The sequence below is a fragment of the Candidatus Neomarinimicrobiota bacterium genome, assembly GCA_041154365.1.
GTDB classification, from domain to species: Bacteria; Fidelibacterota; Fidelibacteria; order Fidelibacterales; family Fidelibacteraceae; genus Fidelibacter; species Fidelibacter multiformis.
This window is the reverse complement of sequence record AP035449.1, coordinates 478,850-493,861: the sequence shown is the minus strand read 5'-3', so window position 1 is coordinate 493,861 and position 15,012 is coordinate 478,850. Positions and strand designations below refer to the sequence as shown.

The window sequence follows — 15,012 nt, the reverse complement described above, 5'->3', positions numbered from 1 at the left end:
TTTTAAAAGGAAAAGCAAAAATTATTCATTTACTTATTATTTTGATTAATCTATTTTCATTATTTTAAAATCAATTTTATATTCAGATTCTGAGCAAATTTCTCTCTTAACTACTGCATTGGAATTTGATTCTTTTAGTTCTTTTAATAAAGAAATGATGTTCTTTTTATTTGCCCGATTACCGATTATTACTTCAGCAATTGCATCCGTCCCAAATAAATAACTTTTTGAAAAATATTTTTCAAAAATCAATCTATATTCCTCTTCATGTTTCCAATTTATAGATTTAGTATATAGGGTCTTTAAAATCTCTTTATCATTATCAAAGTTTGTATTTATTCCAAAATGTACAATTGGAATCTTTTTAGTATAAAACACTTTATGAAGCATTAACAATATATTTGATTTAATTAAATATCTTTGATGCTGAGCAATTGTAGAAGTTTTTATTCCAATACATAAACCTTTATGAGAATCCCCATAATATGCCCACATAGGCAACGATTTTGGGTTGGCCGAAAGAGAACAAATGCCAAATGAACTATATTGTTTATTTAAAAGTTGTTTCATTATTGGACGCTTATTTATTTGAAATTCCTTAAGTCGTCTTTTTCCTTTTTCAACCATTTTTTCTATAAAATTATCACTTGCATCTTTATAGAATTGTTTTGCTTTCTTACGAAGAATATAATCTAAAGAATCTCCATCAAGGTTTTCTAATTCACTCTTAGGTATAAAATAATTATCAAAAGGATCATTAAAGTCTTTTGCACTTGCGAAAAAGACCTCCCCTTTCGATGCAAGTTTTAAACTATAGCCACATGGATCAAAGGAACGATATTTATAAAGTATCGTTGGAACTTTATTCAAATGCTCATCAATTGGATTAATATCGCCATTTTTACTAAATAAGCATTTCACTTAACTGACTCATCTATAATTCGTATCTCTTCCTCCGTCAATCCATACAATTCATAGACCAATTTATCAATTTGTTTTTCCCATTCCAATGTGTCTGTTTGTGGGTTATTTTTTTTGGCCAGAATAATTTTATCAAACAACGTCTCTATCTGCTGAACATAGGACTGATTGGGTACTGTAATTGGTGGAAGTGGAATTTCTTGTACAGTCTCTTTTGTTAAGGATAATCCTTTATTTCCCAAGTTTGGACTGTTTAAGCGAGTATACCATTGTGTTAATTGAGAATTTAAGAAAGCATTTATTACTTTATTGTGAGAAGAAATTATCATAAAACAAGTTTTTTGTAAATAAATTTTAGAAGGAACTAATACAGTATTTAGTGCTTGATCAGTTTCTGCCCACACCACCTTCTCCTTCTCAAATTCGGAGTAGTAAGCTATTTGATCTTGGGTTTCAAACCATTTGTTACCAGTCTTTTTACGGGCATTAAAACCAAATTCGGAGTATTTTTTCCCAGATTGTTCTAATTGACTAATATTAAAATGATCTAAAAAATACTTTTTAATGGCTGGATAATCATCAATGTTTAATCTCAAAGCCGGGAATGTACCTATAACCCACAACCCAGCCCACTCATAGTAATACCGCTTAATATCCCTTCCTCGCAATATGGGTTTGATGATTGCTTCGGTGCGGCGGCGTTCGTCTTCGGTTTGGCAATTCTTAAGTATCTCCTCCCGTTTCCGGCTATCAATGATAAAGGCTTCGTTGAGGCCGGTTAATACTCCACGATAAATATTCACATCCCAATCTTTGAGGGGTTTGCCTATGTGTTCTATTTTTTCTTTGAGTTGTTGCTCAGCGGCGCTGCCTATAAACCAGGCCTGATGATTCAATTGATTGAGTTCTACCTCATTTTTTCCCATATAATCTGAAAGGTTTAATTCGTTTTTATTTATTTTTGATTTAATCGTTAAAGCGCTCAATTTTTTTTTATTTTGTGCTTTTTTGATTAAAAATATATTTGTATCAACTGTTGCTGCTTCAAATGTACCAGGTCCTAAATCAATTAATATTTTGGGATCAAATTTGAGAAAATATTCCCTCATTTTTTTTCCATATCCGGCTCTCATCCATTTATTACTGGTTATGTAACAAAGATGTCCATTGTTACAAAGTAATTGAATACCCTTTTCATAAAACAGGCAATAGATATCACCTGTAGGTTCATATACTTCATAATTCTGTTTTTTATATACTTCCCGAATTGGATCATTTCTCATTTTCTGAAGCTGAATATAAGGCGGATTGCCAATCACGATATCAAACCCATCATCCATTCCAAACATCCATTCCGGATCAAACCATTTGCTGGAACTATTTTGATCATAAGGATCCCAGGCTGCCAACTGCCGTGCAGATTGATTGCTCCAACCGGAATTTTCCAATATCTGCCCCATGCGTTCACGTAATTGCTTATCTTCTTCTCGCAATTTTCGTTTGGTCGCAGGAGTTTTCGCAGAAAATAGGCGGTGCCGGACATCTTTAAGGCGATCTTCTAACTTTTGAACTTCCGGGTTTTCAAGAAAATTCATCTGCTGTTTCGGCTTTTCAATACCAATCAGGGTGTTGGCCGCGACAAATTTGGTTTCAAGGTTCGGCAAGGGACGAATGCCGTAATTGTCTTTTGGATTATGATTGCTTTTCTGGTCAACAATCAATGAAATAAAAAACCGTAGTTTACTAATTTGAGCGGCGATAGGCTGGATATCCACACCATAGATGCAATTCTCAATCAGGTATAATTTTCTTCCATAATCCAGGGTATTTTCTTCAAAAGCCTTCTCAATATCATCAATAGAATGATCCCGGATATCCGGGTCTTCAATAGCCATGGCTTTCTGTAACTGGCGTTCTTTCCATCGCTTATTCTGGGGATCCAGTTTGTGCAAGATATGCACCAGCTTATGCAGTGCCCCCATGGGAAACGCCCCGGATCCACAGGCAGGATCCAATATCTTAACACTATCGATCGCTTTGATTAATTCATTTGTCTCTTGGTCATTAAACGCATGATCTTTTTCATAATATCCGATGAGAATATCCAGGCCAACTTCAGCATCTTCTTCAGGCATGCCAAGCTTGGATTGCAGGTTTTGCTTCAAATATGCTTTGATGGATTCATCCACCATATAATTCACAATTTCACGGGGTGTGTAAAAACTCCCGGTCTGTTTCCGGGCGGTTGTCTTTGTTTCCGGATTGTAACTGGCCAAAAGATTTTCAAAAACACGGCCTAAGAGCTCGGGATCCAAAGCGATATCTTCTTCAATCGGGGTGTTTTCAGCCACGGTAAATTTATATTTCTTAAGGATATTCAACAGACCACATGTTTTAACGTCCTTTTTTCGTTTATCCCCCAGCTCCCGGGATAAATCGGCATGTGTTTCGGGCGTAAAGAAAAGATCATCCGGAACACACAGCCTGTTATCAGGACGATCTGAAAATCCGTCTTCATAAATGATGACATCCCCACCCTGAGGTCCTTTTTTTTCAGGATCCGGTTTATCCAGACATTCAAAAAGCCCGCCATTCATAAAAGGGACTTTCTTTTCGACCAGATCAATAAACAGATCGGGATTTTTAAAATACCGTTTATACCGCATCAGGTTATGAATATTCATATGCTGGCCGTCTTTACGGAATTCTCTTTTTTCAACAGGTTTATTGAGGGTTGCAAAAAAGAGATTTTGTAAAACAGCCCTGTAATAACGGCTACCTTTTGTATCGGGGTTTTCAACATCCGGATTATTGGGATCAAAGTGATTCAACAACTCATCTTTCAAGAACTTTTCGTCAAAAAGTTCTTCCGGGATCAATCCTTTTTCTTTTACAAACCAGACAAATAGCAAACGGGTGAGAAGACGTATGAGATTTTTAGAATTCTGTTCTTTAAGGGCCTCTTGTGTTGGATTTTTTGTGGTATGATAAAGACCGGGAAACGTCACTTTCTGGGTCGCCCAGAAATACCACTCTGATAACTCTTTATAAAAACGTTTATTAAGCTCTTTGGAATCCAGGGTTTTTTGCCAGGCATGGTGAAGTTCAACAAAATTTGTTACCCTATGGACCCTCACAAGTTCTGATAACGAAAGATCGTATAAAATCTCGATGTGAGCCCGGTGTGGCTTTGAAACGGAGATATCTTTGATTAAAGTGACTTTTTCCAATACATCTTTTTGCCGATCCCTTTTGTGCAAGCGCCTGTTTATGACGGAAAGGGTCAATGTATTTCCATGTTTAAAAAGTATTAAAGAGGGAATTGAGAAAACCTTATTTATTTCCCGTGTAATCTGTGCCAGTTTTGTTCTTGAATAGTCTTGATTCTTCAGCTCAATAGCAAAAAAGAGATAGGATTCAATTATTTGATCATTGACCTGGTGGGTATTAAAAAAAGATGACTGATTTGATAATTCTTCTTGTGTTAACTGAAACAAAAAATCAACCCATATCCACTCATCAGTAAAAGCTTTGTCTTCATGAAAGGAGGATTCTTTCCTTATAAAATTTCTTTTGAATTCCTGATATGTTTTGGGTACCAGCGGATTCTGACGTGATGTATCATAACCTAAGATTTTAAATAATTCGAATGCGTTGTGAGAAAGATTTTGAGAATTAAACCGTTGAATGGAATCCTGAATGGCTTTTTTTAATTCATAATCATTCATGGTTTTCACCTAAGTATTAGCCAGGTTACCAGTTCAAAATCATTTATTTTTCTGATCTGTTTATCAATCGGAGCTATCATGGCTGAGCGGTTGGTTGTTATATTTGAGTTGCTCCTGCTTCTGTAAATTTTTACAATTTCATTCACAGCCCGGAATAACAAATCTGAATATTTATCCATCTTTTCGCCATTGGAGGTTTCATCATTAAACAAATCGCACAACTGTTCATACGGTTCTTTCTTGCCCTGGCATAAAAGACGGAAGATTTCAAGAATTTGTTTTGAGTGTGTGTAGTTATAACGAACTGTTCCATCATCCCGGATATAAACCAAGAAATAGGGATTTAAAGGATTGACCTGTTCATTCCCCTCATATTCATCTTTTTGGGCAAGACAATAAATCACACCCGGTTTGATAATTTCTTTTTCTTGGTGTGATATTTGCCGTCCTTGTATCAGGTTTGCATGTTTTCCACCTGGCGCAGGAACAATCGCGTAGAGTCCCAGGGGTGAATCATGCAGTTTTTTCCGGTTGTTTTCAATATAGTTAAGGAGTTCAATCCGGAAATCATCCAGGGTAAAGTCTGTAAGAGAAATCGTTTCGTCCATATCTTCAAGATCTAAAACTTCATCCCTGAGTTTTTTTAATTGTCGATCCCTATATTTTAAATCATCAGTTATAAGTTCTTCAAGTTGTTCATTATTGAGAATATTATCCTCACCCGTTGCCGTCACGTCCACCAGAGCCATGCGGGCTTCTACCCGTTCTTTTAGATTGATATAGTTATCCAGATCTTTGGTCGGCCAAAAATTTACAAGTTGTATGGTTTCATTTTGGCTTCCAAGTCTGTCAATCCGCCCAAATCGTTGAATAATCCGAACAGGATTCCAATGAATATCATAATTTACCAGGTAATCACAATCCTGAAGATTTTGCCCTTCGCTGATACAGTCAGTGGCAATTAAAAGATCAATTTCTTCATGTTGCGAATTATGGATTAATAAATCCCGATTTTTTGATCTGGGTGAGAAATTAACCAGAATACTATCATAATCATTTCGTCCAAGAGTTGTTTTAGTACTGTTTCCTGTAACCAGTGCGATATGAAGGCCTAATTCCTGCCTTGTCCATTCTTTTAAATGATCGTAAAGATAATTTGCAGTATCGGCAAAGGCAGTAAACACAACAACTTTTTTATTATTATCATTAATCGGTTTTTTTACTTTATGCAGGATGATCTTCTTAAGCTCATGTAGTTTAGCATCACGATCCCAGGAGACGGCTTGTGCATTATTGAATAAATCAACCAAGGCATCTTTATCTTTCTTTAAATCTTCAAGCCATGTATCTAATTCAAGATCGTTCAGATTAAATTTTAACTTTTTTCCCACCAGCCACTCATCCCATTCTTCTGAATTTTCCTCCAATTCTTCTTTATTTGGGATGTAGTCGTAAAGCGTTTCTTCCTTATCGAATAAATCATTATTTCTAAATTTTTGAATTTTCTCTTCCAGTGCCTCAATTTTTTGAATTGTTCTTTCCAAAGAAATTTCAAACGATCTGATAGAACTTTCCAGCCGTTTTAAGAAATTGACTTTCATCATTCCGATTAAAAAATTCTCCCGATCAGCCTGTTTAAATGAAAGGATTTCAGTTCGGGCTATCTCCTCATATTTCTTCTGTTTTTCTTTTTTCACATAAGCAGATGGATTAAAAACAGACAATTTATATTCCAAAATTTGCTTATTAATTCTGTCGTAAGATGGAAATCGATTGTTAAGATCAATTTCAGGGTAAATTGATATTGGTTTTTTTCTAATGGGGAAATTGCCGATTTTAAGGTGATCATAGAAATTAACAATATGTTTTCGTGATCGGGCGATCGTCATCTCATCCAACAATTTAAAAAATGATGAATTAAGTTTTTCCAAAAGTTCTTTTAAATTTTTCGAGGGATTTTTGGGATCTGCCCATTGTGTAAAGTGTCTCTGAGCTGTTTCAATTGTTGTAGAAATGCTTCGTATTTTACACATTTCTGCAAGGGCATCATCCTTTCCTTCAGTAATAAAGTTGATCTGATTTCGGAGATCTCTGAGTGTATTATTGACTGGAGTAGCAGATAACATCAGGACTTTCGTTTTTGAACCGGATTTGATCACCTTTTCCATAAGCCATTTTGCCCGATTCATTTTTAATTCACCATCTGAGGTTTCCCTTTCAATAGGATTACCCCGGAAATTATGTGACTCATCAATGACAACAAGGTCAAAAGCACCCCAATTAAAATTTGCCAGATCAATACCATTAGCATGAGAAATTCCCGTCTCCCGGGCCATATCTGTATGATATAAAACAGTATAATTAAACCGGTCCTTTTTAAAAGGGTTCAATGTGTGATTTTGGCTGGCCTGATAAATTGTCCAGTTTCCTGATAATTTTTTCGGGCATACAACCAATACTTTGGCGTTTAGAAGTTCAAAATACTTGATAACAGCTAAAGCTTCATAAGTTTTACCCAAACCAACGCTATCAGCAATAATGCATCCATTATGCTTAAGAATTTTGTTAATTGCCCCTTTAACACCATCTTTTTGAAAATCATAGAGAGTATTCCAGATTTCACTGTCGTAAAACCCGGTAATTTCATCCAGAAGACCACCTTTTTTCTGTTCACTTAAATAATCTTCAAAAATGTGATACAGTGTTTTGAAATAAATAAATTCCGGTTCATTTTCCATATACAGCTGATTCAAATATTTAAGAACTTCTTCTTTAACATCCTGTACGAGAGCTTCATCTGCATTCCAAAGAGTATCAAACCAGTCCTTTAATTCACGGCGATCACGGTCACTATCAACAATAAGATTCAATTCAATATTTTTTGATCCACCAAGTCCAAGACCATTAACCGTAAAGTTTGAACTTCCAACAATAGCTTTTTCTATACCACTTTTTTGTTTTATATGATATAGTTTTCCATGAAGAAAATTTGGTTTTACCATTGACCGGATTTCAACTTTGTCACGAATCCAGTCAGCGCATTCTTGAGCAACACGCTTTTGGTTTAAACGGCTTTCAAGTGGAATCGCCAATTTATTATCTTCTATTTGATAATCCCGTGTATTCACCTTTTCCGGATCCAAAGATTTAATAAATGTGGGTTCCCCAAACAAAAAACGTAGTCTGTGAATACGATCAAGCTGCTTTTTCAATTTCTGATAAGCATAAATTGTAAAATAGGCAGACACAATGGACATATCTGATTCAGAGAGTATTACTTCGCGCAGAAAATCTCCAACTGATCCATGATCGTGATTATCTTTGATTGATGAATAATTCATTCAATGACCTTTTTATTTACTTAAAAAGTGTTTAAAAGTAATATTTTTTTGACGAAAGGGGAATGAGATATTCATGATTTATTGAAATAATAACACATATCCAGTTTTAAATTGCAACGCATTAATTTAAGCCTATTCAATTAGATGTTAATTTATTACACATTAAACTGCTCAAATCGTTCTGCCAACCTATCCCTGTCCGGCCAGTCTCTCCGGTGATATGGTAGTATAATTTTCTGGTTTTCAAGGGATTGAATGCCATATTTCAACATAGGTCCATCCGTCTCTTCCAGTATATCGTGACGTATTTTGATTATATAATCCGGAGAAATCCCAATAATGGATTGATCAAAAGCGGCATGGTGAATTTTACACAATGAAAGTCCGTTTTGTACAATAGGGTCACCTCGTTCTTGTGTATCAGAGATAATATGTGCGGCATCCAGAAGTTCACGATGTCTTAACCGGCATAATGCACATTGATTTTGATAAGCCGCCAGGACCCTTTCCCTGAAGGATTTCTGATGAAGTCTCTGCATGGTTTGTGTTGTCAGATAAGATCTTCTGTAAAATGTCTCGGGGTCTTCTTTAACCATTTCTTGCATGATGGCTTTGGACTCGTCGACGGCAACCGTAAAGGTTAAGGCGGACATATCATCCTGACTGATAAATACAGGCCACGTTGCCAGATATTTCCCCTTGTCAATTCCCAGAAAATAGATAAGTGGGATTTGCCTTTGCATCATTTCCCGCAATCTTACATTATCCGGGTGATAAGGATCCTTCCCTCTGTAACGGTACTGGAGAAAATTCTCCCGGGTAATTCTATCATCGTATGGACTATTGGCAATTGTCGTGATGGAAAGTGGGAACTGACATGCTTTGGGTTTCCAGATCCCCTGTGGTCCCACTAAAGTAATATGCTGATCGTGATAATAAAATCCCGATTCCAGGAGTTTTCTTGGTAGAACTTCATCATATAAACGAACCTGTTGCTCAAGCCAGCTAAATGCTGCAATACGTATTTGTTCGTTCACACGGTATCCTTAGAAATTATTTTAATATTATCATTCCTACTTTTTTAATATAGGTTAAATAATAATTAAAAGAAATCATTTGGTGTTTTAACAGCAGTCTATATTTCTGGTTTCTAAAAATACACCGGAAAAGTGCCCACCGAAGGGGGTTGTGCGTTTTGAAGTGTCAGATGACACATAAAAAAATGGGAGTAAGTTTTGGAATTGACTATCACTATTTTTTCCTCTTTTGGCTTTTCAAAACAAGTCTTACAGGATTGATTATATATTTATCTGTTACAAAAATTTATATCAGGTTTTCAAATATGTTCTGAATATTTTCTTTCAAACGTGGAAGATCATTTTGAATGACCTGCCATACCAGTTTTATGTCAATACCAAAATATTCGTGAATCAGTAAATTTCGCAAACCTACAATTTCTGCCCATTCTACATGATTATGTTGGTTCATAAATTCCCGTGTAAAGTGGTTGGCAGCTTCACCGATTATTTGCAATTGATGTACACATGCAGATTGAAGCATTTTATCAGATGAAAAATCTTCAAAATTCTTTTTCTCAGTAAATTTTTCAATATCTGAAATTGCGTCCAGGATGTGTCTGATTCTTACTTCGTCAGCGATTCTGTTTTTCATAGATCAGTTTTTTTTCACGATCAATCATTGGACGGATATATTTTGATATGGCATTTTCAGAGAGCAGATCTACCTTGTGATTGAGTAATTTCTCCAAATCCAGTTGCATTTTAATGTACTTTAATCCGATCTGCTGTGAATAGTCCAGTTCAACAAGAATATCAATATCACTATCCAATTTTGATTCATTTCTGACATGTGAGCCAAAAAGATAGGCTTTTAAAACAGGCTTATCTTTAAAATATTCAGATATATTTTTTATTTCGTTTTTGCTCAACATGTTCACACCTCTTCACTTCATATAAAATGTAAGCAAGATTTCCCGCTTATTCATAATTTTTTTACTTCTTGTCACAGGGCACTTTCCCTCTACATTTACCTTCTGATCACAATCCCCTTGCTTCTGCTTTTATACTCAATTCTATGAGGATATCTTTTTCAGCCCTTTTATTTCAAAAATATGATTTTCCCCGAGACGGTTCGATCCCCCTGGCGGAGTACGGACAGGTAAACGCCGGAGCTGAGGGGCTGGCCATCCGGCGAGCTGCCATCCCAGTGGTATGAATGTTTCCCGGCGGCCTGATATGTGTCTATCAGACGGGCTACCGCTTTTCCCGATACATCAACGATGGTAAGGGTCACATGTCCCCCCTGGGGGATGGTATAGGAGAGGGTGGTGGACGGGTTGAAGGGATTGGGATAGTTGGGATGTAAAACCGGCGTTCGGGGAATCCTATTTTCAGCATGTGCCACATTGACGGGCGACGGATTGAATATTTCCGCCGCTTCACTCAGGGTGACAAAGGCGAGTCCCCGGCCATAACGGGTCCTGAGGGAATCCAGCAGTTCCGCGGTCCAGGCAATGACCCGGCCGTTTTCATATCCCTGACGGATAAAAGGATCATGAAGTAACAGACAATAATAGCCGTCAGATTGCCGCCTGGATTCAATTTCCGATAATGCTGTCCGGAGTTTGGCGTGATACTCCGATTCCGACAAGGTCCAGGTGTATTCACTGTGGGGTGCCAGGTTGTACAAATGATGGTACATTGAATCCCGGGTGCTGCCCGTGGTTGATATCAATTCGATATCATGATCCAGCAGTACCCGGTAGGTGGTGGTATCGGCCTGATGGCCCGGCGGGACGAAACTCCGGGGGATGACCTGAAGACTATCCCAAAGTATGTCCATTCCCTGCCGGATCATCTCCGCCTGGACTTCATAGGTATGATGCGTGGCCGTGGATGAACAATACATTTCATGGCTGGACTGACCACATGTGGGACATATATGATTGTACCCGTGGAGAACAATTTCATGTCCCCGGGCAACAGACTCCCTTAAATCCCGGGTGAGTTGCCCATCCGTGTTCTGGATTTCAATCAGGCGATGGGGAATCACAGCCCACGAGATTTTCCCGCCACGGCTTTCAACCGCTTCCTGAAAATCGATGATCCGCCGGGGTTCCCACGTCGTCCGGGATTGGATATCATCCACCCGAATGATAAAATAAAATTTTTCAATGGCAAACAGGGATGAATAACTGAAAATGACAAGGAGAAAAAGTAAATATTTCAAGGATGTCCGGCCCTGAAATCCGGGATATGTTTCAGGATATATGATGTGATTTGTCAGCTGCTCATGTTGTGTGATCATATATCCATTTCTCTGAGATAAAATTTTTTTATTCTGATGACCCTCTGCGGCTGATGAGGGAGTGGATTCCATGAACCAGGGTTAACAGGGGTGCTTTATAAACCATCCGGGGACCTGCATAGCGCATTACGGCACGAATCTGCTGCCGCATGTCCGTCCGGTAACAGTGAACGGGACATCGGGCACACACAGGTTTTCGGGGATGGAGAGGACATGCCTCCAGGCGGGCAAGGGCGTATGTTTTGAGTGCGTCGCACTCCGGACACAATCCGTCATGGGTTTGATGGACTCCGCGACAATAAATCCCGATCATCTTTGTCATGGTGACCGGTTCGTATCGCTGAAAAAAATCATATAAACGATGTGACGTCATGTCCTATCCAAATCAAAAGAGCGGCTCTGTGGCCGCTCATGGATGTTTTCAGTTCTGCAGCAGGACACATCCTGTTCAGCAGCAGGACACGCACTGCTGTTACTGCGGTAATGCTGTCATGGCAAAGACCATGACAAAGAGGGCGACGGTTTCGATTACACCCAAAACCATAATGTAGTTACCGAATCCTTTGCCGGTTTCTCCCAGGGCGTCTGATGCCCGGGCTCCGGCTTTTCCCTGCATAAAGGCACTCATACCCATGGCAAGTCCGCTCAGGGCACCGATAACCATGGCATATCCGCTGGTTTCAGCCGTCCAGGATACTCCCTGAATGGCATTCCGCAGAATCATTCCATAAATCGTTTGGGACAATGGGGCTCCTACAAAAGCTACCAGAATAAAAGGAGCCGCTTTATTGGCGGCAAATGCCTTTTTCCAGGCTCCAATGGCAGCCATGCCGGCAACACCGGTCCCAAGTGCCGATCCAATCGCAGCCAGCGTTAACGAAAAATTCATATCACCCAACATTGCAAAATCCATTCTATTCTCCTTTTTTTTTAGTCGTCAGTCATCAGTTGGCAGTCGGCAGTCGGCAGTTGACAGTTTACCCTGTGAAATGCGTGAAGCGTATTTCACAGGGTCGGCAGTCATCAGTCGGCAGTCAGCAGTCGACAGTCGGCAGTTGGCCCTGTGAAATGAGTGAAGCGTATTTCACAGGGTCGGCAGTGTTTCGCGAAGTAGTCATCACTCTAAACTCATAACTCCTACTCAGAGGCAGGCATCAGCCTGTCTTTACCACTCTCAACTCTCAACTCTTAACTCTCTTTAAACGGTTCATATTTCACACCGGACCATTCCATTCCCAGATGGCCTGAGAATTCCAGCATGTTCAGGCGCACACCGTGGACGATGATGGACATGGCCCCCAGTATGATATTCAAACCATGTCCCAGAAAGAGGATAAAGGCGGCGATGAGTCCGGAAAAGACGCTGCTGATTCCATCCCCAATGGCCATCTGATTGAAACTGTAAGCCACAACCACCGATGCATATCCCACGGCAAAAAGTCTCAGGTACGAAACCACATCGGAGAAACCGCTGATCATATCCAGGGGCAGGTTACCCAGGGTACTCAGGGCGCCTTTTATGATGCCTTTTTCCGTGGCGGAAAAGAAAAGTGCCATCAGAAAACCAATGGCCAGAAGCCAACCGCCAAAAGAGGGCATCGGCTTGTTGAGTACCAGTTGCCCCGCCAGAAAATATACACCCCAAATAATCATGGCCCAGCCAAGCTGTCCCACGGCATTCAGCGAATGTCGCAATTTCCAGGCATTGATAAGGTGGGCAATGGTCAGATGAACGGCACCAATGATAAAACACATGGCCATCATAAAGGTCTGGTTATCATTGAAAGCCGCAGGGTTTTTCAGATCGAAACTGGAAACAGACGGAATGATAAACTGCCGTAGAAAAGGAATAGAAGCGATGGTTTCGGATCCGAACCAGGTCCCGCTGATGACTCCCCACAGAAAAGTCGCCCCACCCAGAATATACATAAGTCTGAAGGGTTCCGGCGGAAAGTGTTTCATCCGTGTCCTGGCCCACGCGGTGATCCCGATGAAAAGCAAACCATATCCGGCATCACCAATCAACATGGCAAAAAAGAGGCTGAAAAAGATCAAAAACCACATGCTTATATCGTATTCCCGGTAACCGGGGACCGTTCCCATAAAATCAAAGACCGGTTTGATGACATCTACCCATTTGGGCGTTTTAATCAGGGTCGGCGGAAGATCCTCTTCCGAGGGTGTTTCCAGTACATATCCCCATCCATACTTGTCAGCGCCCTTTTTGATGATGTCTTTTTTCTCTTCGGGGATAAATCCTTCCAGCAGCAGAACCGGTCCTTCTTCGGCCATGGAATCACGGACTTTAGCCAGTTTCAGGTCTTTTTCCGCGGACTGGATATATCCCTGAATTTTTTCCACATCCCCGGTATACTGCCATAATTTTTTAGACAGGGCTTTCAGTTCTTTTTCAATTTCCCCCTGTTCCTCCCGGATGGCTTTATATTCCATGGGAGGGAAAACTTCTTCTTTAAAGGGAAGCCTTTCGTCTTCACGTTGCGCGACAAGTACCAGTCGGACATCATTCTTGTCCCCGCCGATTTCAAAAACCCATGCATCCCCGGGGATATCCTCAAGGGCAGAGCGGGATGTGGCATACAATTTGATAAAAAGACCTGATTTCGCCAGTTTTTTTACATCTTCCAGGGATATTTTTCCCCACCGTTCATACCAGGCTTCCATGTCGGAAAGCTCTGACAGGCGCTGGGTCAGTGTAGACCTAAGCTCATCAATTTCCAGGATGTCATCGATTATATCCCGGGCGCTTTCTTTCCCCGGCTTACCCGGTTTTTCCGTTTCAGGGACAAGGCGAAAGGCTTTTTCAGCCCTGTTCAGTTTTTCCTCAAGACGGCTGATATCTTCACTGATGACGGACCGGGGAATATTTATGTGAACCACTCCCATCTTCCGCAGGGTTTTCAGGGCGCTATCCCTGTCCTGACGGCTTACCAGGAGTGTTACTTTTTGCATGGGTACGATCATAGTCGGTATTCAGGTCTGTTACGCCGGCAGACGTTTCAGACCGCTTCCTCCATCTTTTTCTTTTCCAGTTTGGATTTGGCGATTTTCCCCCGGACCACGGAAGCTGTCTGCTGATCCCCCAGAAAAATCCGGATTTTCCGGAGATTTTCCCGGGTTTGGGGAATGAGGATTTTATCAAACAGGTTGATCCGCTGGACCGTTGTGCGAAGTTCTTCCTGGATGATTTCTTCCTGCTGCTTCAAAATATCAATTTCTGCATTCATGGCGACGAATGTCTTGATGGTTTCAATCCCCTCATCCACCCAGAAAGGATATTCCATGAGGTCGTAATCCACATCCTCAAAGCTTATCCCTTTAAAAAGGGGAATGTCTGAACCGGCAATATTCCCGGTTTCGGTTTCAATTTCCTGAAGAGAAAAGAGTGAACCGATATCCACATCTTCCCCAAAAACTGCCACCCATTTTTCCAGCTGGGTTTTCATGGATTCATACTGCTTTTTCAGTTTTTCGATCTCATCCTGAATCCGCCGGATTTCCGATAATAACTGCTGTTTTTTTAATTCAAGGGTCGGAAGATAACGGGTATACCGTTTCAGGGCATCTTTTTGCTTTTTGAATTCGTTTTTTGTCAGTTTTATCTTTGCCATAAAGCCTTTAGGAGTTATGAGTGATGAGTGATGAGTGGTGAGTTAGAGTGGTGAGTGATGAGTTGA

The 15,012-nt window shown here is 39.9% G+C and carries 11 protein-coding genes; all 11 read right to left on the bottom strand.

What is annotated here, in order from left to right:
• Positions 1 to 45 precede the first annotated feature (45 nt).
• Complete coding sequence (locus tag strainIA91_RS02080) at positions 46 to 921, bottom strand: DUF2971 domain-containing protein (protein WP_400167441.1); 876 nt, start codon at positions 919 to 921, stop codon at positions 46 to 48.
• Positions 918 to 4,649: an Eco57I restriction-modification methylase domain-containing protein gene (locus strainIA91_RS02075; protein WP_400167440.1), complete on the bottom strand. Its 3,732-nt coding sequence runs from the start codon at positions 4,647 to 4,649 to the stop codon at positions 918 to 920. The genes strainIA91_RS02080 and strainIA91_RS02075 overlap by 4 nt, the downstream gene beginning before the upstream one ends.
• 5 nt (positions 4,650 to 4,654) lie before the next feature.
• Positions 4,655 to 7,990, bottom strand: a complete 3,336-nt coding sequence (locus strainIA91_RS02070; protein WP_400167439.1) for a helicase-related protein — start codon at positions 7,988 to 7,990, stop codon at positions 4,655 to 4,657.
• 155 nt (positions 7,991 to 8,145) lie between these two features.
• The gene (locus strainIA91_RS02065) at positions 8,146 to 9,027 is read right to left on the bottom strand and encodes an HNH endonuclease (RefSeq protein ID WP_400167438.1); all 882 of its coding nucleotides are present in this window, start codon (positions 9,025 to 9,027) and stop codon (positions 8,146 to 8,148) included.
• A 286-nt stretch (positions 9,028 to 9,313) separates the two neighbouring features.
• Positions 9,314 to 9,661, bottom strand: a complete 348-nt coding sequence (locus tag strainIA91_RS02060; protein WP_400167437.1) for a DUF86 domain-containing protein — start codon at positions 9,659 to 9,661, stop codon at positions 9,314 to 9,316.
• A complete protein-coding gene (locus tag strainIA91_RS02055) occupies positions 9,642 to 9,941 on the bottom strand; it encodes a nucleotidyltransferase family protein (RefSeq protein ID WP_400167436.1) in 300 nt (99 codons plus the stop codon). Before strainIA91_RS02055 ends, strainIA91_RS02060 begins: the two co-directional genes overlap by 20 nt.
• A gap of 167 nt (positions 9,942 to 10,108) precedes the next feature.
• A complete protein-coding gene (locus tag strainIA91_RS02050) occupies positions 10,109 to 11,317 on the bottom strand; it encodes a DUF2334 domain-containing protein (RefSeq protein ID WP_400167435.1) in 1,209 nt (402 codons plus the stop codon).
• A 28-nt stretch (positions 11,318 to 11,345) separates the two neighbouring features.
• Positions 11,346 to 11,690, bottom strand: a complete 345-nt coding sequence (locus strainIA91_RS02045; protein ID WP_400167434.1) for a nitrous oxide-stimulated promoter family protein — start codon at positions 11,688 to 11,690, stop codon at positions 11,346 to 11,348.
• A 99-nt stretch (positions 11,691 to 11,789) separates the two neighbouring features.
• The gene (locus strainIA91_RS02040; protein WP_400167433.1) at positions 11,790 to 12,230 is read right to left on the bottom strand and encodes a V-type ATP synthase subunit K; all 441 of its coding nucleotides are present in this window, start codon (positions 12,228 to 12,230) and stop codon (positions 11,790 to 11,792) included.
• 275 nt (positions 12,231 to 12,505) lie between these two features.
• Entirely contained in the window at positions 12,506 to 14,287 is a 1,782-nt protein-coding gene (locus strainIA91_RS02035; protein WP_400167432.1) for a V-type ATP synthase subunit I, read from the bottom strand.
• 47 nt (positions 14,288 to 14,334) lie between these two features.
• Entirely contained in the window at positions 14,335 to 14,946 is a 612-nt protein-coding gene (locus strainIA91_RS02030) for a V-type ATP synthase subunit D (protein WP_400167431.1), read from the bottom strand.
• Positions 14,947 to 15,012 lie beyond the last annotated feature (66 nt).